This is a genomic window from Pseudonocardia sp. UM4_GMWB1 (assembly GCF_017312155.1).
Lineage (GTDB): Bacteria > Actinomycetota > Actinomycetes > Mycobacteriales > Pseudonocardiaceae > Pseudonocardia > Pseudonocardia alni.
The window spans coordinates 3,180,974-3,203,646 of sequence record NZ_QJPN01000001.1 but is presented as its reverse complement, the minus strand read 5'-3'; the positions used below and the strand labels follow the sequence as shown (position 1 = coordinate 3,203,646).

Annotated in this window: 21 protein-coding genes; 12 read left to right on the top strand and 9 right to left on the bottom strand. The window is 74.1% G+C overall.

Translation table 11 applies throughout. The features are described 5' to 3' along the window. The first annotated feature begins 64 nt into the window (after nucleotides 1-64). The 5 genes from DMP15_RS15315 to DMP15_RS15295 all read left to right on the top strand — a co-directional run bounded on the left by DMP15_RS15315 (nucleotide 65) and on the right by DMP15_RS15295 (nucleotide 5,495). Nucleotides 65-1,018, top strand: a complete 954-nt coding sequence (locus DMP15_RS15315) for a sugar phosphate isomerase/epimerase family protein (RefSeq protein ID WP_253068231.1) — start codon at nucleotides 65-67, stop codon at nucleotides 1,016-1,018. Next, on the top strand, nucleotides 1,015-1,989 hold the full coding sequence (locus tag DMP15_RS15310) for a 3-hydroxyacyl-CoA dehydrogenase family protein (protein ID WP_179762720.1): 975 nt from the start codon (nucleotides 1,015-1,017) through the stop codon (nucleotides 1,987-1,989). Before DMP15_RS15315 ends, DMP15_RS15310 begins: the two co-directional genes overlap by 4 nt. Further along, nucleotides 1,986-2,753, top strand: a complete 768-nt coding sequence (locus tag DMP15_RS15305) for an SDR family NAD(P)-dependent oxidoreductase (protein ID WP_073574772.1) — start codon at nucleotides 1,986-1,988, stop codon at nucleotides 2,751-2,753. Before DMP15_RS15310 ends, DMP15_RS15305 begins: the two co-directional genes overlap by 4 nt. 142 nt (nucleotides 2,754-2,895) lie before the next feature. Then, nucleotides 2,896-4,266, top strand: a complete 1,371-nt coding sequence (locus tag DMP15_RS15300; protein WP_337826058.1) for an MFS transporter — start codon at nucleotides 2,896-2,898, stop codon at nucleotides 4,264-4,266. After that, on the top strand, nucleotides 4,263-5,495 hold the full coding sequence (locus DMP15_RS15295) for a four-carbon acid sugar kinase family protein (RefSeq protein WP_073574770.1): 1,233 nt from the start codon (nucleotides 4,263-4,265) through the stop codon (nucleotides 5,493-5,495). The genes DMP15_RS15300 and DMP15_RS15295 overlap by 4 nt, the downstream gene beginning before the upstream one ends. A 2-nt stretch (nucleotides 5,496-5,497) precedes the next feature. Here DMP15_RS15295 and DMP15_RS15290 read toward each other — a convergent pair whose 3' ends face one another. Both DMP15_RS15290 and DMP15_RS15285 read right to left on the bottom strand, forming a co-directional pair. Continuing rightward, the gene (locus DMP15_RS15290) at nucleotides 5,498-5,719 is read right to left on the bottom strand and encodes a hypothetical protein (protein WP_337826057.1); all 222 of its coding nucleotides are present in this window, start codon (nucleotides 5,717-5,719) and stop codon (nucleotides 5,498-5,500) included. Nucleotides 5,720-5,758: 39 nt separating this feature from the next. Then, on the bottom strand, nucleotides 5,759-6,511 hold the full coding sequence (locus DMP15_RS15285) for a sulfite exporter TauE/SafE family protein (RefSeq protein WP_337826056.1): 753 nt from the start codon (nucleotides 6,509-6,511) through the stop codon (nucleotides 5,759-5,761). A gap of 106 nt (nucleotides 6,512-6,617) precedes the next feature. Between DMP15_RS15285 and DMP15_RS15280 the strand changes: the two genes are divergently transcribed. Beyond that, nucleotides 6,618-7,277: a TetR/AcrR family transcriptional regulator gene (locus DMP15_RS15280; RefSeq protein WP_073574767.1), complete on the top strand. Its 660-nt coding sequence runs from the start codon at nucleotides 6,618-6,620 to the stop codon at nucleotides 7,275-7,277. Here the strand turns inward: DMP15_RS15280 and DMP15_RS15275 are convergent, their stop codons facing one another. Further along, nucleotides 7,278-8,888, bottom strand: coding sequence for an ATP-binding cassette domain-containing protein (locus DMP15_RS15275; protein ID WP_253068229.1), 1,611 nt, complete (start codon nucleotides 8,886-8,888; stop codon nucleotides 7,278-7,280). Between the two features lie 234 nt (nucleotides 8,889-9,122). On the opposite strand from DMP15_RS15275, the gene DMP15_RS15270 reads away from it, so the two are divergent. Next, nucleotides 9,123-9,521, top strand: coding sequence for a VOC family protein (locus DMP15_RS15270; protein WP_073574765.1), 399 nt, complete (start codon nucleotides 9,123-9,125; stop codon nucleotides 9,519-9,521). 7 nt (nucleotides 9,522-9,528) lie between these two features. Here DMP15_RS15270 and DMP15_RS15265 read toward each other — a convergent pair whose 3' ends face one another. Continuing rightward, the gene (locus DMP15_RS15265; protein WP_073574764.1) at nucleotides 9,529-9,789 is read right to left on the bottom strand and encodes a hypothetical protein; all 261 of its coding nucleotides are present in this window, start codon (nucleotides 9,787-9,789) and stop codon (nucleotides 9,529-9,531) included. A gap of 5 nt (nucleotides 9,790-9,794) precedes the next feature. After that, nucleotides 9,795-11,381, bottom strand: a complete 1,587-nt coding sequence (locus DMP15_RS15260) for an HNH endonuclease signature motif containing protein (RefSeq protein ID WP_073574763.1) — start codon at nucleotides 11,379-11,381, stop codon at nucleotides 9,795-9,797. A 323-nt stretch (nucleotides 11,382-11,704) separates the two neighbouring features. On the opposite strand from DMP15_RS15260, the gene DMP15_RS15255 reads away from it, so the two are divergent. Beyond that, entirely contained in the window at nucleotides 11,705-12,238 is a 534-nt protein-coding gene (locus tag DMP15_RS15255) for a hypothetical protein (RefSeq protein ID WP_073574761.1), read from the top strand. Nucleotide 12,239: 1 nt separating this feature from the next. Here the strand turns inward: DMP15_RS15255 and DMP15_RS15250 are convergent, their stop codons facing one another. Together DMP15_RS15250 and DMP15_RS15245 are read right to left on the bottom strand one after the other, a co-directional pair. Further along, nucleotides 12,240-12,635, bottom strand: coding sequence for a VOC family protein (locus DMP15_RS15250; protein WP_337826055.1), 396 nt, complete (start codon nucleotides 12,633-12,635; stop codon nucleotides 12,240-12,242). Then, complete coding sequence (locus tag DMP15_RS15245) at nucleotides 12,632-13,528, bottom strand: EamA family transporter (RefSeq protein ID WP_073575294.1); 897 nt, start codon at nucleotides 13,526-13,528, stop codon at nucleotides 12,632-12,634. Before DMP15_RS15245 ends, DMP15_RS15250 begins: the two co-directional genes overlap by 4 nt. Nucleotides 13,529-13,600: 72 nt before the next feature. Between DMP15_RS15245 and DMP15_RS15240 the strand changes: the two genes are divergently transcribed. Then, nucleotides 13,601-14,509, top strand: a complete 909-nt coding sequence (locus tag DMP15_RS15240) for a LysR family transcriptional regulator (RefSeq protein ID WP_073574759.1) — start codon at nucleotides 13,601-13,603, stop codon at nucleotides 14,507-14,509. Here DMP15_RS15240 and DMP15_RS15235 read toward each other — a convergent pair. Continuing rightward, nucleotides 14,493-15,860: a C40 family peptidase gene (locus DMP15_RS15235; protein WP_083658218.1), complete on the bottom strand. Its 1,368-nt coding sequence runs from the start codon at nucleotides 15,858-15,860 to the stop codon at nucleotides 14,493-14,495. The genes DMP15_RS15240 and DMP15_RS15235 overlap by 17 nt on opposite strands. A gap of 329 nt (nucleotides 15,861-16,189) precedes the next feature. Between DMP15_RS15235 and DMP15_RS15230 the strand changes: the two genes are divergently transcribed. Continuing rightward, nucleotides 16,190-18,997 carry an aconitate hydratase gene (locus tag DMP15_RS15230; protein WP_073574758.1) on the top strand — a complete coding sequence of 936 codons (2,808 nt, stop codon included), beginning with the start codon at nucleotides 16,190-16,192 and terminating at the stop codon, nucleotides 18,995-18,997. Between the two features lie 77 nt (nucleotides 18,998-19,074). Here the strand turns inward: DMP15_RS15230 and DMP15_RS15225 are convergent, their stop codons facing one another. Further along, a complete protein-coding gene (locus DMP15_RS15225) occupies nucleotides 19,075-19,824 on the bottom strand; it encodes an IclR family transcriptional regulator (RefSeq protein WP_073574757.1) in 750 nt (249 codons plus the stop codon). A 118-nt stretch (nucleotides 19,825-19,942) separates the two neighbouring features. Here DMP15_RS15225 and DMP15_RS15220 point away from each other — a divergent pair, with 118 nt between their 5' ends. Together DMP15_RS15220 and DMP15_RS15215 are read left to right on the top strand one after the other, a co-directional pair. After that, nucleotides 19,943-21,226, top strand: a complete 1,284-nt coding sequence (locus DMP15_RS15220) for an SLC13 family permease (RefSeq protein ID WP_073574756.1) — start codon at nucleotides 19,943-19,945, stop codon at nucleotides 21,224-21,226. A 25-nt stretch (nucleotides 21,227-21,251) separates the two neighbouring features. Further along, nucleotides 21,252-22,643 (top strand): acyl-CoA synthetase, encoded by a 1,392-nt coding sequence (locus DMP15_RS15215; protein ID WP_073574755.1) that lies wholly within the window; start codon nucleotides 21,252-21,254, stop codon nucleotides 22,641-22,643. The last annotated feature ends 30 nt before the right edge of the window (nucleotides 22,644-22,673 follow it).

Sequence of the window (22,673 nt, the reverse complement as noted above, 5' to 3'; positions counted from 1 at the left end):
GTTGACCTCGCTCGTCAATCCTATAGGATCTATCCAAGATCGCATGTGCACCGAAGGAGCCGCCATGCCCACCACGCCCCCGGTCCCCGCGCCGGAGGACTGGCCGATCGCCGTCTGCATGCACGGGTTCGCCCCCGTGGGACCCGACGGGGTCGCGCTGCACGACGCCCCCGCCGAGCGCTGGGACGACGTGTTCGCCCAGGTCGCCGCCCTCGGGTTCACCGAGCTGGAGATCGCCGACTCCCACATCCGGCCCGCCGACCTGGAGCCCTCGCGCCGCGAGGAGCTGCGCGCGATCGCGACGCAGCACGGCGTCGCGATGATCTCGGTGCACGTGCAGCGCCAGAGCGTGCTGCAGCCCGGCCGCGAACAGCGCAACCTCGACTACGCCCACCGCACCATCGACGCGGCCGCCGAGCTGGGCATGACGGTGTTCTCCACCGGCCTGCACCACCCGTTCTCCGAGGCGCAGAAGAAGGCGCTGTGGTTCTGGACCGCGCCCGGCTGGAAGGACCCCGACGACGCCGCGACCCGGGCCACCGCCGTCGCGCGGCTGCGCGAGCTCGGCGAGCACGCGGCGTCGGTCGGCCTGCCGATGGCGCTGGAGATGTACGAGGACACCTACCTCGGCACCGCCGACTCCGCCGTGGCGCTGGTGCACGAGATCGGGCTCGACAACGTCGGGCTCAACCCCGACATCGGCAACCTCGTCCGGCTGCACCGCCCCATCGAGGACTGGCGCGAGATGCACGCCAGGACGCTGCCGTACGCGAAGTACTGGCACGTGAAGAACTACGCCCGCGACGAGGCCGGCGACGGCTCGTGGTTCAGCTCCACGCCGACCTCGATGGAGCTCGGGCTCATCAACTACCGCCAGGTCGTGTGCGACGCCGTCGAGCTCGGCTTCCGCGGGCCGTTCCTGATGGAGCAGTACGGCGGCGACTCGCTCGGCGTCTGCGCCACCAACCGCGACTACCTGCGCGGCCTGCTCGCCACCATCCGGAAGGACCGTTCATGACTCTCGAGGGACGCACCGTCGCGGTGATCGGCAGCGGCTACATGGGCGGCGGGATCGCCCAGGTCCTGGCCCTGGCCGGGGCCGAGGTCCGCATCGCCGACGTCGACGCCGACACCACCCGCGCCAACCTCGACCGGCTCGTCGCGGAGGCCCGCGCCTTCGCCGCCGAGGACCTGTTCCCCGCCCACGCCCCCGACACGATCGCCGGGCGCGTGCACGCCGCGGAGTCGTTCGAGGCCGCCGTCGAGGGCGCCGACTTCGTCGAGGAGGCGGTGCCGGAGAAGATCGGCATCAAGCACGAGGTGCTGCGCCGGGTCTCGGCCGCCGCCGCGCCGGACACCGTCATCGGGTCCAACACCTCCACCATCCTCATCGGGCGGATCGCCGAGGCCGTCGCGCGGCCGGAGCGGTTCCTGGGCGTGCACTTCTCCAACCCCGCGCCGTTCATCCCCGGCGTCGAGGTCATCGCGCACGCCGGCACCGACCCGGCGATCCTGCCCGGCGTCGAGGAGCTGGTGCGCGCGGTCGGCAAGCAGCCCGCGCGCATCTCCGACGCCGACGGCTTCGTCCTCAACCGTCTGCAGTACGCGCTGTTCTCCGAGGCGTCCCAGCTCGTCGACGAGGGCGTCGCGAGCGCGGAGGACGTCGACACGATCGTCCGGACCACCTTCGGGTTCCGGCTGCCGTTCTTCGGCCCGTTCGCGATCGCCGACATGGCGGGCCTGGACGTCTACCGGTTCTGCTTCGAGTCGCTGCAGGGCCGCTGGCCCGAGCGCTTCGCCACCCCGCGGGCGCTGGCCGAGCACGTCGAGAACGGCCGGCTGGGCACCAAGTCCGGCGGCGGGTTCCTCGACGTCCCCGCCGAGCGGGTGCCCGAGCTCGTCGCGTACCGCAACAAGGCCTACGCGCGGATGGCGCAGCTGATCGACGAGCTGGGCCCGGCCCCGCTCGGGAAGGAGGGCGACCGATGACCGGGTTCCCCGCCGAACGGACCGTGATCCTCACCGGGGCGGGCTCGCCGCGCGGGATCGGGCGCTATGCGGCCGACCACCTCGCCGCGGCCGGCTGGCACGTCGGGCTGATCGACATCGACGGCGACGCGGCCGCGGCGACCGCCGCCGGGATCGCCGAGCGGCACGGGGTGTGCGCCGCGGGCGTCGGCGCCGACGTCGCCGACCGCGAGGCCGCCGTCGCCGCGGTGGACGCGCTGGAGCAGCAGCTGCCGCAGCTGGTCGCGCTGGTCGCGTTCGCCGGGGTCGCCTCCCCGGTCCCCTACCTCGACGTCGACGAGCAGGAGTGGCGCCGGGTCGTGGCCGTGAACCTCGACGGCACCCACTGGGTCACCCAGCGGGTCGCCCGCAGCCTGGTCGCCCACGGCGTCGGACGCATCGTGGGCATCTCCTCGGTCTCCGCCCAGCGCGGCGGCGGCACCTACTCCAAGACCCCGTACTCCGCGGCGAAGGCCGGCATCCAGGGCTTCATCCGCTCGGTCGCCCGCGAGCTGGGCCCGCACGGGATCACCGCGAACGTGATCGCCCCCGGCCCGATCGACACCGACATCATGGGCGGCACCCTCTCGCCCGAGCGCAAGGCGGCCATGGCCGCCGACGGCGTGGTGGCGCGCATCGGCACCCCGCACGACGTCGCCGCCGCCGCGGCGTACCTCATCGGGCCCGACTCCGGCTTCGTGACGGGCCAGACCCTGAACGTCGACGGCGGCCTCTACATGCACTAGGAGCCCGCGTGCCCCGTGAACCGTTCCCCGGCTGGTCGTGGTCGCGCGTCGCGTTCCTCGCGATCGGCCTCGTCCTCGTCGCGATCGGCCTCGTGCTGGTCCTCTGACCCGTCCGCCCGCACACGACCTCGAAGGGGAGATCGTGGAACCCACCACCGGCGACCGCACGCCGCGCGCGCTGCTCGACAGCCCGCACCTCGCGTCCGGCATCCGCAAGGCCACCACCCGGCTCATGCCGATGCTGGTGGTCCTCTACTTCGTCGCGTTCCTGGACCGCACCAACGTCGGCTTCGCCGAGGAGGGGCTGCAGGTCGACCGCGGCATCAGCGCCGGGGCGTTCGCCCTGGGCGCGGGCATCTTCTTCATCGGCTACGCGATCTTCGAGATCCCCAGCAACCTGCTGCTCGACCGCTTCGGCGCCCGGTTCTGGCTGGCCCGGATCGCGGTGACCTGGGGCGTGGTCGCGAGCGCGTTCGCGTTCACCACGAACGACACGATGTTCGTGTTCCTGCGGTTCCTGCTCGGCGTCACCGAGGCCGGGCTGTTCCCCGGCGTGATCATGTTCCTGTCGCAGTGGTTCCCGAACAAGAAGCGCGTGCAGATGTTCGCGATCTTCTACCTGGCCCAGCCGTTCAGCCAGATGCTCGGGGCGCCGCTGTCGGGTGGGCTGATCAGCTTCGGCGACACCCTCACGCCCTGGCACGGCTGGCAGGTCATGTTCTTCGTCGAGGGCGTCATGGCGATCGTCGCCGGCGTGGCGGCGTACTTCCTGCTGACCGACTCCCCGCAGAAGGCGACCTGGCTCGACGAGCGCGAGAAGGCCGCGATGCGCGAGGTCATGGCGCACGAGGACACCGTGCGCGACGCCGACGGCCCGCGCGGGATCGTCCCGGCGATGCTCAACGGCAAGGTCTGGTACTTCACGGTCATCTACTTCTGCCTGCAGGTGGCCGTCTACGGCACCACGTTCTACCTGCCCCAGCAGGTCGCGGGCCTGCTCGGGCGCGACGTCGGCTGGCAGGTCGGGCTTGTCGCGGCGATCCCCTGGGCGGTCGGCCTGGTCTTCTGCTACGTCGTCGGCCGGCACGCCGACACCGTCGCGCGGCGCCGCCACTGGGGCGGCATCGCCTTCCTCCTGACCGGGGCCGCGATCCTCGCCTCGGCCTGGGCCGGGGCGAACGGACAGGCGCTGCTGGGCATCGTCGCGATCACCGTGGCGGTGTCGGCGTTCCTGTGCGCCGGTCCGATCAGCTGGTCGTTCCCGACGGCGTTCCTCACCGGAGCCGCGGCGGCCACCGGCATCGGTCTGATCAACTCGATCGGCAACCTCGGCGGCTTCGTCGCGCCGATCATGCGGACCGCGATCAACGAGGCCGTCCCGACCGAGGCCGGGACGTGGGGCGTCGTCTCGCTGGGAATTCTCGCCTTCCTCGCCGCGGCGATGATGTGGGGCACGGCGCTGTTCCGCACCCGCGCCGACGCGCTGCTCGACTCCCCGGGGCGGGAGCGGTGAAGATCCTCGTCTGCGACGACGACCCGACCGGCACGCAGTCCGCGACCGGGGTCGAGGTCCTGCTCCGGTGGGACGCCGACGTGCTCACCGACGCCCTGCGCCGGGCCGACGCGGTGTACCTGCTGACCAACACCCGCGCGCTCGACGAACAGGCCGCCGTCGCACTGGTGTCGGGCATCCGCGCCGACGCCGACGTCGCGGGCGGGCGGCTCGGCGAGCGGGTCCGGCTGGTGCTGCGGGGCGACTCGACGCTGCGCGGGCACGTGTTCGCCGAGTGCGACGCCGTCGACCCGGCCGCGCCGGTGCTGTTCGTCCCCGCCTTCCCCGGCGGCGGACGCACGACCGTCGACGGCACGCACCGGGTACGCGTCGGCGGCGAGATCCTCCCGGCGCACGAGACGGAGTTCGCCCGCGACCCGGTGTTCGGCTACCGCGACGGCCACCTGCCCGGCTACGTCCGGGAGAAGTCCGCGCGCACACCGGTCACGGTCGGCATCGACGACGTGCGCTCCGGCGCGCTCACCGGGGTGCTGACCGGCGCCGGGGACATCGACGTGGTGCTGCCCGACGTGCACGACGACACCGACGTCGCCCGTGTCGCCGACGCCCTGCGCGCGGCGTGGGCGACCCGCGAGATCGTCGCGCGCGGCGGGGCGCCGCTGGCGGCCGCGGTCTGCCGGGTGAGCAGCGACGGGCTGCTCGACGCCCCCGTCGCGGGCCCGGGCCGCACGCTGCTGGTGTGCGGCTCGCACACCGCCGCCGCGGGCCGGCAGCTGACGTACGCCTGCGCCGGGCGCGGTGCGCCCGTGGTGGTCGGCACCGATGACGCACTCGCCGACCCGGACGCGACCGCGGCCCGGCTGGTCCGTGACCTGGCCGGTGACCTGTCCGCCGGCGGCTGGGCGGCCCTGGCCAGCGAGCGGGAGCGCCGCGCCGAGCACGACACCCTGGCCCACGGGGAGTCGGTGATGCGGGCGGTGGTCGGAGCGGTCGCGGCCCTGCGCGAGCAGGTCGACGTCGTGGTGACCAAGGGCGGGATCACCGGGGCCCAGGTCGCCCGCGACGGCCTCGGCGCGGTGTCGGCGCGGGTGCGCGGGCAGGTGCTGCCCGGGGTGTCGGTGTGGGACCTGATGACGCCGGGCGGGCGCGCGGTCGTGCAGGTGGTGGTGCCGGGCAACGTCGGCGACGACGACGCCCTCGACGCGGCGCTCGCGGCCGTCGGCGTATGAGCTCACGGCGGGCCCCGGTCGACGAAGCGCAGGGTCATCGCCAGGTAGTCGCGCAGCGGCACGGTGCGCGGGGCGCGCCGGTGCCGGGACCAGATGACGTTGGCGCGGCCCGGACTCAGGGTGTGGGCGTGCGCGACGACGGCACGCGCCTCGTCCGGGCCGATCTCGCGGCCGGCCAGCGAGGCGAGGGCCACGGCCAGCTCGGTAGCGCGGTCGTCGTCCACGCCCTCAGGAGAGCAGACACCCCCGACAGTTCGGGGCGCTCACTCCACCAGCAGGAACACGATCGCCGCGACCCCGATCACGACGATCACGGTCCGCAGCACCGCGGGCGGCAGCCTGCGGCCGACCTTCGCACCGAGCAGCCCGCCGACGATCGAGCTGACCGCGATGATCCCGACGACCGTCCAGTCGACCGGCGCGACGACGGCGTAGATCGCCCCGGCGACGATGTTCACGACCGAGGCGAGGGTGTTCTTGAAGGCGTTGAGCCGCTGGAGCGGGTCCGCGACGAGCAGCCCCATCACCCCGACCAGCATGATCCCCTGGGCGGCGGTGAAGTAGCCGCCGTAGACGCCCACCAGGAACACCAGCACGTAGAGCACCGGCGAGCCGGTCCGGTCCGGACGCGGGCGGTCGCGCAGCAGGCGGGCCAGCAGGGGCTGCACGGCGACCAGCAGCACGGAGGTGCCGACCAGGACCGGCACGATCGTCTCGAACGCGTCCGGCGGCAGCGACAGCAGCAGCGCCGCACCGACCACGGCCCCCAGGAACGACGCGACACCGTACTTCGCGAGGCGGCGGCCGTGCCCGGCCCACTCCTTGCGGTAGCCGACGGCGCCGGTGATCGAGCCGGTGATCAGCCCGATGGCGTTCGACGTCGTCGCCGTCACCGGAGGGAAGCCCAGCGCCACGAGCGCCGGGAAGGTCACCAGCGTCCCCGACCCGACGACGGTGTTGATCAGCCCCGCCCAGAGCCCGGCCAGCGCGATGACCCCGACCTCCCACAACTCCATCGGGACACCCTACGAACCGCGCACCGGCACTCCTCCGGGCGCAGTACGCGTAGGGGTTACGCTGTGCGCGTAGGGCCTCCTACGAAATGCGTGGCATGATCGACGCGTGACCGCCGCCGACGACCCCCGCTGGGCCGCTCCCCCGGCCCCGGCGCGCCGGACGCTGGACCGCGGCTCGATCGTCGCCACGGCGCTGCGCCTCGCCGACGCCGACGGGCTGGCCGCGGTGTCGATGCCGCGGCTGGCCCGCGAGCTGGGGTCCGCGCCGATGTCGCTGTACCGGCACGTGCCCGGCAAGGACGCGCTGGTCGACCTCGTCCTGGACGTCGCACTGGGCGAGCCGCCGGACCTGTCGGGCTGCGGGCTGCGGCTGGGCTGCGAGATCTGGGCGGCCGCCCTGCGCGACGTGCTCGACGAGCACCCGTGGACCGTCGGGCTGCTCGCCGGTCCTCGCGCCACCGGCCCCGCCGAGTGCGCGTGGTCGGAGGCGCTGCTGGCGCACGTCGTCGGGGCGGGGCACCCGTTGCACGCGGCCGTCGAGGTGCTGCACCTGCTGCACGGCTACGTCCGGGGCGCGGCGGCCCTGGCCGGGGACCGCCTCCCCACCCTCGACGACGTCCGCCGCTCCGGCCGGGCGGAGCGCCTGCCGGTGCTGTCCCGGCTCCTCGGCGGCGCCGTCGTGCGCGGGCCCGGCGGCGGTGAGCCGCTGTTCGACTCCGGGCTGCGCCGCACCCTCGACGCCGTCGAGGCCGGGCTCCGGCCGTGATCACCCGGCCGGGTCGAGCTCCAGCCGCGGCCAGTCGGCCAGGTCGCGCAGCAGCTGCCGGTCGTGGGTGGCGACGACGACGGCCGCCGAGGTGTCCCGGACCATCGCGGTGAGCTCGTCCACGAGCCGCGCGGACAGGTGGTTGGTCGGCTCGTCGAGCAGCAGCGTCGTCGGGCGCTCCGCCAGGGCGCGGGCCAGGTCGAGCCGGCGCCGCCGGCCCTCCGACAGCCGACCCACCGGGGTCCGCAGCGCCGCCGCGTCGAGCAGGCCGTGTGCGCCACCACCGACGTGCTCCAGCACGGCGCGCGCGGGCCGCCGCGGGTCGAGCACCGCAGTCTCCTGCCCCAGCCGGACGACCCGGGCGCCGCTCGCGGTGCGCACCGACCCGGCGTCCGGAGCGAGCGACCCGGCCAGCACGGCGAGCAGCGTCGACTTCCCGGCCCCGTTCGGCCCGGTCACGAGCAGCCGGTCGCCCGCGTCGAGGACCAGGTCGACCGGACCGGCGAGCCGCCCCCGCACGCCGACTCCGTGCGCGCGCAGCTGGGGCGCGCCAGGACGCACGTCGAGGTCGGGCCGGCGCAACGACGACGGCGGTACCGGTACGTCGATCCGGTGCGCGTCGAGCTCGGCCCGGCGCCGGTGCAGCGCCTGCACCACCCCCGGGGCCCGGGACTGGCGGGCGTGCTTGCCGGTCCCCTTGTCCGGACGCCAGCCGGTCGAGAGCCGGTCCCGCGCGGTGGCGACGGCGTCGGCGAGGCGGCGGTGCTCGGCCTGCTGTTCGGCGTGCTCGGCCTCCCACGCGGCGCGGGCCCGGTCCCGCGCGGTCCACCAGGCGTCGTAGCCGCCCGCGGTGAGCCGGGGCGTGCCGTCGCGCGTCGGGTCGAGGTCGCAGAACTCGTCGGCGACGTCACGCAGCAGGGCCCGGTCGTGACTGACCACGGCGAGCCCGCCCGGGTGCGCGCGCAGGGTGCGGGTCAGGAAGTCGAGGCCGGCGGCGTCGAGGTGGTTGGTGGGCTCGTCGAGGAGCAGGACGTCGTGGCGGGCACCGAGCAGGCACGCCAGCCGCACGCGGTGGCGCTGTCCCACCGACAGCGTCTCCAGCGGCCGGGTGCGGTCGGTGCAGGCGCCGATCGCACCGAGGGCGACGTCGACGCGGCGTTCGGCGTCCCAGGCGTCGAGGCGGGTCGCGGTGTCCAGGGCTGCGGCGAACCGGTCGTCGGCGCCGGGCGCGCCGTCGGTGAGCGCCGCGGTCGCCGCGTCGAGCTCGCGCAGCGCCGTCCGCGGGGCGGCGAGCGACTCCGCGGTCAGGGTGCCGACGGTCTCGCCGTCGCGGGCGGGCACCTCCTGGCGGGCCAGGGCGACGGTGCCGGCGCGGTGCACGATCCCGGCGTCCGGCGCGAGCAGGCCCGCGAGGACGTGCAGGAGCGTGGACTTGCCGCGCCCGTTCTCCCCGACGACGGCGAGCCGCGAGCGGGCGGAGACGGTCAGCGTCACGCCGGTGAGGACGCGGTGCGACCCGCGGGTGACGACGACGTCCTCGGCACGCACGTGGGCGGCCGCGCCGACGTCGAGGGCGGGCAGGGGTGAGGACGGTTCGGGGGTGGTGTGCACGAGAGGGCTCCACGGCATCCGAGATCGGAGCCGGGCAGCACGGGATGCGCCGCCCGGCGGGGACCGGGACGGCGGACGCGGTTCGGAAGGGGTGAAGGGCGCCGCCGTCAGCGGGCGGTGCGGACCTTCTGCGACCAGATGCCTCGTGCCATGGTGTCGACCCTAGCCATCGGCGCACGGCCGTGTCGTCCGGTTTCCGTGCACCGTCGACCCCGCCCCGCGCAGGAGGACCCGATGACCGCCCGAGCCGTGCCGTTCCTGACCTTCCAGCCGCCGCGTGGCCCGAGCGCGAGCGAGGCGATGGAGTTCTGGACATCCCTGTTCGACGACGGCGAGATCGTCTCGGTCACCCACCGCCCCGACGATCCGAACGCGGTGGTTCTCGCCGAGTTCGTCGTCGCCGGGCAGCGCCTGCGGTGCAGCGACAGCCCGCCGGTGCACCAGTGGGACTTCTCCCCCGCCGTCTCGCTGTGGGTGGACTGCGAGTCCGGCGACGAGCAGGAGCGGCTGCTGGCGGCGCTCGCGACCGGTGGGCGGGAGTTCATGCCGCTCGACGACTACGGCTTCGGCCCCTTCGCCTGGGTCGAGGACCGCTTCGGCGTGTCTTGGCAGCTCGCCGCCCCGGCCGCCTGAGCAGCGCTCAGATCCCCCGGCGACGCGCCCGTAGGAGGACGACGAGCACGACGACCAACGCGACCGCCCCGGCCACCGGGAGCGGGAACCCGGTGCGGAACGACCACCACGGGTGCACGACGTCGAGCCCTGCCCGCACGGCCCACACGAGGGTGAGCACGACACCGGCGACCAGGACACCGAGCAGCACCGCCCGGACGGTCTCGACCGCCTGGACCTCACTGCGTTCCCGGTGACGCTCCACGACCCCGCCCTGCCCGTTCGGCACGGTGATCAGAAGGGCGCGACGACGGCGCCGGCGTCGTGGTCGTGGTCGTGGTCGGCCGCGTCCGGCAGCGGATCGGTGAAGACCCGGTGGTCGAACGGCCGCGTCGTCGCCCGGCGGCCGCACGGTGCCACCCAGATCAGGCTGCCGTCGGTCCTGGCGAGCACCTGCCAGCCCGGTGCGTCCTTCAGCGCGTGGTCGGCCCGGCACAGCCCGAACAGGTTCTCGGCGCTGGTCGGCCCGTCCCCGGCCGCCCACGGCACGTGGTGGTCGAGGTCGCGGACCCGTCGGCTGCACGCCGGGCCGCGACAGGTGCAGTCCCGCGCCCGGACGTGGTCGGCCATCGCGACCGGCGGGCGGTAGCGGGTCCGCCCCACGTCGAGCAGCGTGCCCGACAGCGGGTCGGTCACCAGCCGCTGCCACACCCCGCCGGCGGCGAGGGCCCGGGCGAGGTCGGCGGGGATCGGGCCGTGCCCGACCAGCTCGCCCGGTGCCGCGCCGCCCATCAGCGTGCTGAGCGGGACGACGACCTGGATCAGCGGGTGTCGGCCCACGGCCTCCTCCGGGTCCGGCTTCGCGGCGAGCACCCGCGCGACCGCTGCGAGCAGGCCGTCCTCGTCGGTGCCCGCCCCGAGCGCGTCCCGGACCGTGCCGACGTCGGTGAGCGTCAGCGTGCCCTGCAGCAGCTGGTGGGCGAGGTCGACGCGCCTCTGGTCCAGGGTGCGGTCGTCGCACGGGTCGTCCAGGGAGCGCGCGAGCCGGTCGACGCACTGCCACGACGCCTCCACCTGCGCGGCGGTGCCGCCCAGCCACAGCGAGCCCATGCCGTCGTCACCCGGGGAGAGCGACATCCGCCGCTCCGACCGGGCCCGCTCGTGGCGCTCGCGGGCGCCGTCCGGGTCGACGCGGGCGATGTGGCGGCGCAGCCGGTCCCGCAGCAACCGGCGGTGCGCCTCCGGAGCCCCCGGGAGGACCGCGGCCTGCACCCGGCGGGCGCGCTCGTCGTCGAGGACGAGTGTCGACGACGAGATCGCCTCGGCGGCGCCCTGGTCGATCGCCCCCGACTCCCACGCGGCCAGGGTCTCCGGCAGCACCTGGGCGAACCGCTGCGCCTGCCCGATCAGCGACCGCGCGTGGTCGCGCGGGACCCGCAGCACGATCGCCACCTGGTCCGGCAGCCAGCGCGAGACGGGCTGCACCGCACGCGGGTCCGCGCCCGGCGGCGCGGCGCCGCTCCCGGCCGGGTGGCGCTCCGCGATCTGCGCGACCGACCGCATCCGCAGGGCGGTCGAGCGCCGCACCCAGTGCTCGGCGCCCTCCAGGACGTCGAGCACCTGCAGATCGGTGAGCCGGTCGGGCGGGGCTCCGGCGACCAGGCACCGCAGCGCCTCCCAGGCGACGTCGTCGATCCCGCCGGAGGGGTCGGGCGGGGGCTCGGGACCACACATCTCGCCGCACAGGTCGATCGCGAGACCGTGCGGGCACCGGATCGCCTCCTCCACCGCCTCACGACGGCGCCGGTGTTCGAGCCAGGCCGGGTCGTCGGCGGGATCGGTGTGGCTCAGCACGTCCAGCACGTCCACCTGATCGATCATATGTTCGATTATAGATCTCCTAGCTGGACCTTTCCAGGTCGTTCGGCGCTCGCATCCGCCCGTCCGCCGCAGCCCGGCAGCGGACGATCCCCGCGCACCGGCTCGCGCCGCCGCCTCCCCGACCTCATCACGCCTGGGCCTCGCGCCCCCGCGGCCACTCCCCGAGCCCCCGACCGACGCGCCCGCCGGAGCACAGCGGTCGCGCCTCGACGGCCAGGCCGTCCCACCACGACTCGAGCTCCGCTCCGAAGACGGCGTCCCTGACCCGACCACTCGGCTGGACGGCGGAGGCGCGCGACCCCCGCACGCGCGAGGATGACCCCGTGCCCCGTCTCGCCGTCCCGCTGCTCGCCGCCCTGGCGCTCCTCGCCCCGACGAGCGCGACGGGTGCGGCGACCGCGGCGAGCGGGACGACGAGCCCGGCGGCCAGGGCCTCGTGCATCGCCGACCCACCCCGCTCCGCCCACGCGTTCACCGGCACCGTCGCCTCGACCTCCGCCGACGGCCGCGTCGCGCAGGTCCGTACCGACGACGGCCGCGACGTCCAGGTCGTCGGCTCCCCCACCCCCCGACCGAACACCGCGACCTCGGTCGACCGGTCGTACGCCACCGGGACCCGCTACGAGTTCCGTCCGCTGAACCCGGCGAGCCCGTACGAGGACAACATCTGCACCGCCACCCACGAGGTCGCGGCCGCGCCCGCGGTACCGCCCGGGCCTCCGGCGACCACTGTGTCGGCGGGCGCGTTCGTGACCGCCCTCGTCGCGCTCGGGGTCGTCGTCCTGGTCGGGACCGCGGCGGCGTTCCTCGTCCCGAGCCGCCGTCGCCGCAACCGCCGACGGCGCCGGCGCGCCTGACTCACGGCCCGGAGAGCAGGTCCCACCGGTTCCCGGCGACGTCGCGGAACACCGCGACCGTGCCGTAGGCCTCCACCCGCGGCGGTCCCTCGAACTCCACCCCGAGCGCCACGAGCCGCTCGTACTCCGCGGCGGCGTCGTCGACCTCCAGGAAGTGCCCCACCCGCCCGGCGTACTGGTCACCGACGGCGGCCCGCTGCCGGTCGCCGTCGGCGCGGGCCAGGAGCAGGCCGGTGTCGGCGCCGGGCGGACGCACCACGACCCAGCGCTTCGCCGCCCCGGTCGTCGAGGTCGTCGCGGGCGAGTCCTCGACCAGCTCGAAGCCGAGCACGTCGACGAAGAAGGTGATCGCGGCGTCGTAGTCGTCGACCACGAGCGTCGTGTAGCGCAGCCTCATACCCTCACCTCTACCCGACGCCGGGCCGGCGCGGAGGCCACCAGCACCCCGCCGACGACCACCACCCCGGCGACCAGCTCGGTCACCGACGGCCGCTCCCCCAGCAGCACCATCGCCAGGCTCATCCCGACCACCGGCACGAGCAGCGAGTGCGGCGCGACGAGCCCCGCCGGGTAGCGGCGCATCAGCCCGGTCCAGATCCCGGCGGCGAGCACGGTCGCGACCAGCGACAGGTACACGAGCGCGACCAGCCCGGCGACGCCGTCGGGGGTCACCATCGCGACGACGTCGCCCCAGGCGCCCGGACCCTCCACCACGGCCGAGGCGGCCAGCATCGGCACCGGCGGCACGACGGTCATCCACAGCGTCAGGTGCAGCGGGTCGACCGCCTCGCCGTCGCGCTGGGCCAGCCGGCTGCACAGGTTCCCGGCCGCCCAGCCGAGCGCGCCGAGCAGGGTCAGCACGACCGGCAGCAGCGCCGCGGACTGGGCTCGGGCGAGGGCGATGCACCCCAGCCCGAGCACGGCGACGCCGATCCCGGCCCACTGCCGCGGCGTCACCCTCTCGCGCAGTAGCAGCGCACCCAGCACGAGCGTGAACGGTCCCGACGCCTGCAGGACCAGCGACGCGAGCCCGGTCGGCATCCCGGCGTACATCCCCAGAAACAGGAAGAGGAACTGCACCGTGCCGAACCCGAGCCCGTAGCCGACGAGCCAGCGCAGCGGAACCCGCGGCCGCGGCACGAGGAGCACCGTCGGGACCGCCAGCACGAGCATCCGCAGCCCGGCCAGGAACAGCGGCTGGAAGTGCTCGAGCCCGACGTGGATGGCGATGAAGTTGGCGCCCCACAACACGGCGACGACGACGGCGAGCAGGCGGTCACGAACGGTCACGGCGTCCACGCTGCCGTCCCGAGACCGTGCAGACCAGCGACAACAACTGAAACGATGTTGTAGCTTTCCTGCATGGACGTGCGGCGGCTCCGGATCCTGCGCGAGCTCGCCGACCGCGGCTCGGTCACCGCCGTCGCCGCGGCGCTCAACTTCACCCCGTCCGCGGTGTCCCAGCAGCTCAAGGCACTGTCCCGGGAGGCGGGCCTGGAGCTGACCGCACCGGACGGGCGCGGGCTGCGGCTCACCGCGGCCGGGCGGGCCGTCGTCGACGGAGCGCAGGAGGTGCTCGACGCGCTGGGCCGGCTGGAGGAGACCACCGCGGGCCTGCGCGAGCAGCCGCTGGGCACGGTCCGGGTGGTGTTCTTCCCGTCGGCGGCCCGGCTGCTGCTGCCCGGGCTGCTGCGCCGGGCGTCGGCCCACCCCGGGCTGGCGCTGTCCTGCCGTGACCTCGACCTGCGCCCGGAGGAGGTACCGGCCGCCGCGGCCGACGCCGACGTCGTCGTCACCCACCACGACGAACGACTCGACCCGCTGCGCACGGGCCGGCTCACCGTGCACCCGCTCCTGCGCGAGCCCCTCGACGTCGCCCTGCCCCCGGACCACCCGCTGGCCCACCGCGCCGAGGTGCACCTGTCCGACCTCGTCGACGCCGACTGGATCTCGGTCGCCGTCGGGTGGCCGGTCGACGACGTGCTCAGCTCGCTCGCACTGGTCACCGGCACCGTGCCGCGGGTGGTGCAGCGGATCAACGACTTCTCGGTCACCGAGGAGCTCGTCGCCCACGGGCACGGCGTCGCGCTGCTGCCCCGCTACTCCACCGACCACCGCGACGGCGCCCGGCTCGCACTGCGCCCGCTCGCCGGGGTGCGGGCCGCCCGCCTGGTGCGGGCCGTGACCCGCGGTGCGGTGACCCGGCCCGCGGTGCGGCTGGTGCTCGACGAGCTGACCGGCGAGGCCGCGGCCGTCAGAGCAGCCGGGTGACCTTGTTCAGGCCGTCATAGCGGACCGAGGTGACCCGCACACTCGCGCCCGAGTACGGGGCCTCGAGCATCTTCCCGTCGCCGAGGTAGATGGCGATGTGGTGGGTGCGGCCGCCGTCGGCCCAGGACAGCATGTCCCCGCGCCGCATGTCCGAGATCGGCACCAGCCGGCCGGCGTTCGCCTGGTTGCCGCTGTAGCGGGGCAGGTCGACGCCGACCCCGGCGAAGGCGAACTGCATCAGCCCCGAGCAGTCGAAGCCGACCTTGCGGAAGTCGCCGTGGGCGTCGGCGACGCCGCCGTCGCGGATCCCGCGGGTCGGTCCGCGCGAGTTGCCGCCACCCCAGGCGTAGATGGTGCCGAGCTGGGCCATCGCCCGGTCGATCACGGTCTCGATCGCCGCCGACCCGGTGCGCCGCGGCGCGGGGCCGTCCGACGGCGCGGGCTCCTGCGCGACCCGCGACGCCGCCTCCTCCCGGGCCCGCCGGTCGGCCTCGGCCTGGAGCCGGGCCTGCTCGGCCCGCCACGCCTCGTAGCGCTGACGCTGGGCGCGCAGCCCGGCGTCGGCGTTCTCGGCGGCGTCGAGCCGGGACTGCACGTCGGTGCGTTCGGTGTGCACCGCGTCGAGCCGGATCTGCTGGGCGTCGGCGGCCGCGACGGCCTCGTCGACGGCGGAGTCGGCCGCCGCGGACGCCTGCTCGGCGTCGGCGCGGCGCCGGTCGGCCTCCTCCTGCGCCGCACGGGCGAGGGAGTCGGCGTTGGCCTGGGCGATACGGGCCTGCTGGAGCTGCTCCAGGACCGCGGCCTGGTCCTCGCTCAGCGCGTCGGTGAGCCGGGCCCGGTCCATCAGGTCCTGCGGGTCGGTCGCCCGCGAGAGCAGCCCGAGCGGACCCAGGTCGAGACCGTGGGTGTAGACGTCGCCGACGAAGGCGTCGATCCGGGTCCGGGCGTCGTCGACGGCGCGGCCCGCGGCCTCGGTCGCGGCGCGGGCGTCGGCGGCCCGGGCCGCGGCGGTCTCGGCCTCACGACCGGCGGCGTCGGCGGTGTCCCGGGCGGCGAGCGCCTCCTCGTTGCGCCCCGCGACCTCCATCTGCAGCTGCTCGGCCTGCGCGTCGAGCTCGGCGAGGCGGGCGGTGAGCCGGCCGACCTCGGCGGCCCGGTCCTGCACCGACTGGCGGCTGCGCTCCAGCTCGTCGTCGCCGGGGTTCGGCGGAGGCGGGGGCGGCGGCTGGGCCGGGAGCACCGCGGCGGCGGGCACGACGACGGTCGCGGCCGCGCCCACCCCGGGCGAGGCCAGCGCGACCGCGACGAGCACGGCCACCACGACGAGGGTCGCCGACGGCTGGCGCGTCACGGGGAGGTCCTTCCATGGGGCGGGCGGGATCGACGGGGAATCGACTGGGAACAGTGCCACTCGTGTCACCCGAACCCCGTGCGACACACCGGACCCGTCCACCGCACGGGGGACGCCACCCGCGCGACGGCGCCGCGACCCCGGCCACACCCGCCTCGCCAGGCTTATAGGACAGGCGTACTATTTGCGGTACGAGGGTCCGCGCTGCTGCCGGCACGGCGGTGCGCGAGACTCCGGCACGACGCAGGTGAGCACCCCCGGCCCGCGGGGCGGGGTGCGTTCACCGCACCGGACATAGCGACCGCCCACCACCACGGGAGGACCACCAAGTGGCCAGCACCGACAGCTTCGGCGCCCGAGGACAACTCGACGTCGGGGGCACCGGTTACGAGATCTTCCGGCTCTCCGCGGTGGAGGGCTCGAAGCGCCTGCCGTTCAGTCTGAAGGTCCTGCTCGAGAACCTGCTCCGCACCGAGGACGGTGCGAACGTCACGGCGGACCACATCACCGCCCTGGCGAACTGGGACCCGCAGGCCGACCCGGACACCGAGATCCAGTTCACCCCCGCCCGGGTGATCATGCAGGACTTCACCGGTGTGCCCTGCGTCGTCGACCTGGCGACCATGCGCGAGGCCGTGACCGAGATGGGCGGCGACCCGTCCAAGGTCAACCCGCTCGCGCCCGCCGAGCTGGTCATCGACCACTCGGTCATGATCGACTTCTTCGGCACCGCGGACGCGTTCGAGAAGAACATCGAGTTCGAGTACGGGCGCAACAAGGAGCGCTACCAGTTCCTGCGCTGGGGCCAGGGCGCCTTCGACGAGTTCAAGGTCGTCCCGCCCGGTACCGGTATCGTGCACCAGGTCAACATCGAGAACCTGGCGCGCGTAGTCATGCCCCGCAACGGGCAGGCCTACCCGGACACCCTGGTCGGCACCGACTCCCACACCACGATGGTCAACGGCCTCGGCGTGCTGGGCTGGGGCGTCGGCGGCATCGAGGCCGAGGCCGCGATGCTCGGCCAGCCGGTCTCGATGCTCATCCCGCAGGTGCTCGGCTTCAAGCTGACCGGGGAGATCCCGACCGGCGTCACCGCCACCGACGTGGTGCTCACGATCACCGAGATGCTGCGTCGCCAGGGCGTCGTCGGCAAGTTCGTCGAGTTCTACGGCGCCGGCGTCGGCGCGGTGCCGCTGGCCAACCGCGCCACCATCGGCAACATGAGCCCGGAGTTCGGCTCGACCGCGGCGATCTTCCCGATCGACGAGGAGACCGTCCGCTACCTGAAGCTCACCGGTCGCTCCGCCGAGCAGATCGCGCTGGTCGAGGCCTACGCCAAGGAGCAGGGCCTCTGGCACGACCCGGACCACGAGCCGGTCTTCTCCGAGACCCTCGAGCTCGACCTCTCGACGGTCGTCCCGTCGATCGCCGGCCCGAAGCGCCCGCAGGACCGCATCGAGCTGACCGACGCCAAGCCGGCGTTCCGCAAGACCGTGCACGACTACACCGACGACGACGTGGCCCCCAGCCCGCTCGCCGGCGTCGACGAGTCGTCGAACGAGTCCTTCCCGGCCAGCGACGCCCCGGCGCTCTCCTTCGCCGACGACGACGCCGCGCCGGTCGTCATGTCGGCCGCGGACGGCTGCGAGGGCCGCCCGTCCAAGCCGGTCACCGTGAAGTCCGACTCGCGCGGTGAGTTCGTGCTCGACCACGGCGCCGTGGTGATCGCCTCGATCACCTCCTGCACCAACACCTCGAACCCCAGCGTCATGCTCGGCGCGGCGCTGCTGGCCAAGAACGCCGTCGAGAAGGGCCTGACCACCAAGCCGTGGGTCAAGACCTCGATGGCCCCGGGCAGCCAGGTCGTCACCGACTACTACGAGAAGGCCGGTCTCTGGCCCTACCTCGACAAGCTCGGCTACAACCTGGTCGGCTACGGCTGCACCACCTGCATCGGCAACTCCGGCCCGCTGCCCGAGGAGATCTCGGCCGCGGTCAACGACAACGACCTCACCGTCGTCTCGGTGCTCTCGGGCAACCGGAACTTCGAGGGCCGGATCAACCCCGACGTCAAGATGAACTACCTGGCGTCCCCGCCGCTGGTCATCGCCTACGCGCTGGCCGGGACGATGGACTTCGACTTCGAGAACCAGCCCCTGGGGCAGGACTCCGAGGGCAACGACGTCTTCCTGCGCGACATCTGGCCCTCGACCGAGGACATCAACGACGTCGTCGACTCCTCCATCACCTCGGAGATGTTCACCAAGAGCTACTCCGACGTGTTCCGCGGCGACGACCGCTGGCGCGCGCTGCCCACCCCCGAGGGCCGGACCTTCGAGTGGGACCAGCAGTCCACCTACGTCCGCAAGCCCCCGTACTTCGAGGGCATGAAGGGCGAGCCGGACCCGGTCACCGACATCTCCGGCGCCCGCGTGCTCGCGCTGCTCGGCGACTCGGTCACCACCGACCACATCTCGCCGGCCGGTGCGATCAAGCCGGGCACCCCGGCCGCGGAGTACCTGGACTCCCACGGCATCGAGAAGAAGGACTACAACTCCTTCGGCTCGCGGCGCGGCAACCACGAGGTGATGATCCGTGGCACGTTCGCGAACATCCGGCTGCGCAACCAGCTCCTCGACGACGTCTCGGGTGGCTACACCCGCGACTTCACCCAGGACGGGGCGCCGCAGTCGTTCATCTACGACGCCGCGCAGAACTACGCCGCGCAGGGCACCCCGTTGGTCGTGCTGGGCGGCAAGGAGTACGGCTCCGGCTCCTCGCGTGACTGGGCGGCCAAGGGCACCGCGCTGCTGGGCGTGCGCGCCGTCATCGTCGAGTCCTTCGAGCGGATCCACCGTTCGAACCTGATCGGCATGGGCGTCGTCCCGCTGCAGTTCCCGGACGGCGAGTCGGCGACGAGCCTCGGGCTCGACGGCACCGAGACCTTCGACATCGCCGGCATCACCGAGCTGAACGACGGGAAGACCCCGAAGTCGGTGCACGTGACCGCGACGAAGGACTCCGGCGAGACCGTCGAGTTCGACGCGAAGGTCCGCATCGACACCCCCGGTGAGGCTGACTACTACCGCAACGGCGGCATCCTGCAGTACGTTCTGCGGGGCATGCTGAAGAGCTGACGCGCACAGCACCCACCACCACACGGAGCCCGTCCCCTCACCGAGGGGGCGGGCTCCGTCGTTCCTGCGGGTCGTTCCTACGGGCGGGCCCCCAGGTCGCGGGAGATGCGCCGGGCGGCGTCGGCGGCGGCGCGGCCGTGGTCGTCGAAGACCTCCTCGGACATGCGCACCGTGGGGCCGGACACCGACAGCGCCCCGACCGGACGGCCGTCGGGACCGAGGACGGGGGCGCCGACCGCGGCGATGCCGTCGGAGAGCCCCTCGGGATTGACCGACCACCCGCGCTCGCGCACCTCGGCGATCCGGGCCCGCAGCAGGTCGGGGTCGACGACGGTGTGCCGGGTGGAGGGTTCCAGCGGGCCGGCGAGGTAGGCGTCGACCTCCGCCGGGGTGCAGGCGGCGAGGTAGGCCTGGCCGGTGGCCGAGGCGTGCAGCGGGATGCGGTGGCCCAACGGCAGGAACGCGCGCAGCCGGTGCGCGGTGTCGAGCCGTTCGAGCAGGACCAGCTCGCGGCCGTCCGGGGCGGCCAGGTGCACGGTCTCCCCCGTCGCGAGCTGCAGCTCGTGCAGCACCGGGACCGCCACCGCCCGCAGGCCGCGGGCGTCGCGGGCCTGGTTGCCGACGGCGAACGCGCGGTAGGTGAGCCGCCAGCGTGCGGTGTCGTCGGTGACGCACCACCCGACCTCGGCGAGCGTGCGCAGGGTGCGCTGCACGGTGCTCTTGGGCAACGCGACCGCCCGGGCCAGGTCCGACAGCCCGACGGGCTGACGCTCCCCCACCGCCTCCAGGACGCGGACCGCGGTCACCACGCTGTTCGTCGGAGCCATCGTCGGTGTTGACCTCCCCCGTTCGGGCGACCTAGTGTCCGCTCCGGGCGGTCCACTGTGCGCACCACTGTGCCACCAGATGGACCGATACGACAAGCGCGTACCAACGGGGGTAGGCATGGCGGTGCAGGTCATCACGCTGGTGGTGTTCGCGGCGGTCTTCGTGATCGCCGAGGTCCGCCGGTCCCACATCGGGATCGTCATGTTCGCGGCCGCCGCCGGCATGGGGCTGCTCGTCGCGGGCCTGCCGCTCGACGACATCGTCGCGGGCTTCCCGGTCGACATCCTGGTCCTGCTGGTCGGGGTGACGTTCTTCTTCGGGATCGCGAAGTCCAACGGCACCATCGGCCGGTTGGTGGACCGGGCGCTGGTCGTCGTCGGCGACCGGACCGCGGCGCTGCCGCTGACGTTCTTCCTGCTCACCGGTGTGGTGTCGGCGATGGGCTCGCCACTGGGCGGGCTGGTCATGGCGCCGATCGGGATGACGGTGGCGCACCGGCGCGGGATGGACCCGATGCTGATGGCGCTGGCGATCGGCACCGGGCTGTCGGCGGGCGGGTTCGCGCCGACGTCGCTGTTCGGGATCGTCACCTGGGGGACGGCGTCGGCGGCGGGCATCGCCCTCAACCCGCTGACCCTGTTCGCGGTCGCGATCATCGCGAACCTGGTGCTGCTGGGCGCGTCCTACCTGATGTTCTCCGCCCGCAGCCGCGTCCCGGTCACGACGGGCGGCGGCGCCGGGCCCGGGGTGCCCGGCGACGAGCAGCCCCCGGCCCGCGAGCCGTTCCGCGTGACGCACTGGATCACCGTCGTCGCGATGCTCGGCCTGGTCGCGGCGGTCGTCGTGCTGGCGGTGCTCGGCGCCGAGCCCGACGTCGGGGTGCTGGCCTTCGCCTTCGGCGCGGCGCTCACCCTGATCGACCCGGACAGCGGCCGCGGCGCCCTGAAGGAGATCGACTGGTCCACCGTCCTGCTGGTCGGCGGGATCATCACCTACGTCGGTGTATTGCAGGAGATCGGCTCGGTCGACCTGCTGGGTGACCTCGCAGCGAGCCTCACCGTCCCGCTGCTCGCCGCCCTGGTGGTCTGCGCGGTGTGCGGGCTGGTGTCGGCGTTCGCGTCGACCACCGGCATCCTCGCCGCGCTGGTGCCGCTGGCGATCCCGCTGGTCCAGCAGGGCGGGATCCCGGGCTGGGCACTGATCTGCGCACTGGGGGTCTGCTCGTCCATCGTGGACGTGTCACCCTTCTCGACGGTGGGCGCGACGCTGGTCGCCACGACCGTCGACGAGCAGGAACGCCCCCGCATGACCGCGCTGCTGACCCGCTGGGGCCTGTCCATGGTCGTCATCGGCCCGATCGCGCTGGTGGGAGCCCTCGTGCTGCCCGCCATGGCGGTCTGACCCCGTCACCACCAGGAGAACGACGTTGTTCCTCACCTCGCTCACCGACAGCCACGACCTCGACCGCGCCGTCACCGTCGGCGACGACGTGCTCTCGCGCGCCGAGCTCGTCGACCGGGCGGGCCGGTTCGCCGCGGGCATCCCCGGCGACGGCCCGGTCGCGGTGCACGCGACCGCCTCGATCGACACCGTCGTCGCCGTCACCGGCGCGATCCTCGCCGGCGTGCCGGTCGTGCCCGTGCCGCCGGATTCCGGGCCCGCCGAGCGCGGCCACGTCCTCACCGACTCCGGCGCCACCGCCTGGGCCGGGGAACGCCCCGACGACGTCGACCTCCCCGTGGTCCTACCGGGGGCGCAGCCGATCGGCCCGCGCCCGGTCGACCCCGCCGCCACCGCGATGCTGCTCTACACCTCCGGCACCACCGGACGCCCCAAGGGCGCCCAGCTCTCCGGCGCCGCGATCGCCGACGGCCTCGACGCCCTCTACGAGGTCTGGGACTGGACCCCCGACGACACCGTCGCCCACGGCCTGCCCCTGTTCCACGTCCACGGCCTGATCCTCGGCGTCCTCGGATCACTGCGCCGCGGCTCCCGCGTCGTGCACACCGTGAAGCCGCAGCCCGCCCGCTACGCCGCGGTCGGGGCGTCGATGTACTTCGGGGTGCCGACGGTGTGGAACCGCATCGTCGACGAACCCGACGCCGCCCGCGCCCTGTCCCGCGCCCGGCTGCTGGTGTCGGGCAGCGCGCCCCTGCCCGCATCGCTGTTCGACCGGATCGCCGCGCTCACCGGGCAGGCGCCGGTGGAGCGCTACGGCATGACCGAAACCATGATCACCCTGTCCGCGCACGCCTCCGGAGAACGCCGCGCCGGCTGGGTCGGACTCCCCGTCCCCGGCGCCGAGACCCGCCTGCTCCCCGCCACCGACGACCCGACCGACGCCGACACCGTCCCCGACGACGGCGAGACCGTCGGCCGCCTGCAGGTCCGCGGCCCCATGCTGTTCGACGGATACCTGAACCGCCCGGACGCGAACGACGAGTGCTGGGCCGGCGAGGGCTGGTTCCGCACCGGTGACCTCGCCGTCCGCGACGCGGGCGGGTTCCACCGCATCGTCGGCCGCGAGTCCACCGACCTGATCAAGTCCGGCGGCTACCGCATCGGGTCCGGCGAGATCGAGGCCGTCCTGCTCGACCACCCCGCCGTGTCCGAGGTCGCCGTCGTCGGCGTCCCCGACCCCGACCTCGGCCAGAGGATCGTCGCCTACGTCGTCGGCGACGGCCACGACGCCCAGGTCCTCATCGACCACGTCGCCGGGCAGCTGTCCTGGCACAAGCGGCCGCGCGAGGTCGTGTTCCTCGACGGCCTGCCCCGCAACCCGATGGGCAAGGTCCAGAAGAAGCTGCTGGGAACCTGAGCGGACCGGGCCGTCCGGTTCTAGGTTCGG

Bases quoted from the DNA above. Each gene is read 5' to 3' on its own strand.
- DMP15_RS15315 (WP_253068231.1), top strand. From the start codon at position 65: ATGCCCACCACGCCCCCGGTCCCCGCGCCGGAGGACTGGCCGATCGCC.
- DMP15_RS15310 (WP_179762720.1), top strand. From the start codon at position 1,015: ATGACTCTCGAGGGACGCACCGTCGCGGTGATCGGCAGCGGCTACATG.
- DMP15_RS15305 (WP_073574772.1), top strand. From the start codon at position 1,986: ATGACCGGGTTCCCCGCCGAACGGACCGTGATCCTCACCGGGGCGGGC.
- DMP15_RS15285 (WP_337826056.1), bottom strand. From the start codon at position 6,511: ATGGAGTTGTGGGAGGTCGGGGTCATCGCGCTGGCCGGGCTCTGGGCG.
- DMP15_RS15270 (WP_073574765.1), top strand. From the start codon at position 9,123: ATGACCGCCCGAGCCGTGCCGTTCCTGACCTTCCAGCCGCCGCGTGGC.
- DMP15_RS15260 (WP_073574763.1), bottom strand. From the start codon at position 11,381: ATGATCGATCAGGTGGACGTGCTGGACGTGCTGAGCCACACCGATCCC.
- DMP15_RS15250 (WP_337826055.1), bottom strand. From the start codon at position 12,635: ATGAGGCTGCGCTACACGACGCTCGTGGTCGACGACTACGACGCCGCG.
- DMP15_RS15240 (WP_073574759.1), top strand. From the start codon at position 13,601: ATGGACGTGCGGCGGCTCCGGATCCTGCGCGAGCTCGCCGACCGCGGC.
- DMP15_RS15225 (WP_073574757.1), bottom strand. From the start codon at position 19,824: ATGGCTCCGACGAACAGCGTGGTGACCGCGGTCCGCGTCCTGGAGGCG.
- DMP15_RS15220 (WP_073574756.1), top strand. From the start codon at position 19,943: ATGGCGGTGCAGGTCATCACGCTGGTGGTGTTCGCGGCGGTCTTCGTG.